Raw genomic sequence first — 845 nt, 5'->3', positions numbered from 1 at the left:
TGTCGCTTACGTTGCCATTGGCGGTTCGCCGTGTGATCGACAATTTCCGTATTGAAGATGGCGAACTGCTGGACTGGTACTTCATGGCGGCGCTGGGCATTGCCGCCGTTCTGGCGGTGGGTACTGGCATCCGTTACGCGTTGGTAACGCGTCTGGGCGAACGGGTTGTCGCCGATATCCGGAAAGCAGTGTTTGATCGTGTCATCGGGATGAGCCCCGAGTTCTACGAACGGATCATGACGGGCGAAGTTTTGAGCCGGATCACCACAGATACGACACTGATCCAATCGGTCCTCGGATCTTCGGTCTCGATCGCCTTGCGCAATATGCTGATGTTCGTCGGTGGATTGGTGCTGATGTTGCTGACTTCGGCCAAGCTGACGGGTCTTGTGCTGTTGTTGATCCCGGCTGTGGTTGTGCCGATTTTGGTGCTGGGGCGCCGCCTGCGCGTCATCAGCCGTGAAAACCAGGATTGGATAGCGGCGTCCTCCGGTAACGCGGGCGAAGCGCTGGGCGCGGTACAAACCGTACAGGCCTTTACGCATGAAGAGGCCAGCCGGAAACAGTTCGGAGACATGACGGAAACCTCCTATGTGGTTTCCCTCAAACGTATTCAGACCCGAGCTGTGCTGACCGTCATCGTTATCTTTTTGGTTTTTTCCGGGATTGTTGGCGTGTTGTGGATGGGTGCAAATGATGTCCGCAACGGTGTTATGACCGAAGGCGTTCTGGTTCAGTTCGTTATCTATTCGGTCATTATGGCGGGTTCGGTTGCAGCGCTTTCTGAGATCTGGAGCGAATTGCAGCGCGCCGCAGGGGCAACCGAGCGTCTGGTCGAGTTGTTG

Annotated in this window: 1 protein-coding gene; it reads left to right on the top strand. The window is 56.2% G+C overall.

Features of this window, described 5'->3' with window-relative positions:
- The coding region (locus E1297_RS32550) for an ABC transporter transmembrane domain-containing protein (protein ID WP_244327965.1) at window positions 1-845 on the top strand (845 nt) is incomplete at both ends.

The organism is Roseibium sp. RKSG952 (assembly GCF_009711355.1).
Note: the sequence above shows the minus strand (reverse complement) of the source record. Positions and strands in the feature narration are given on the sequence as shown.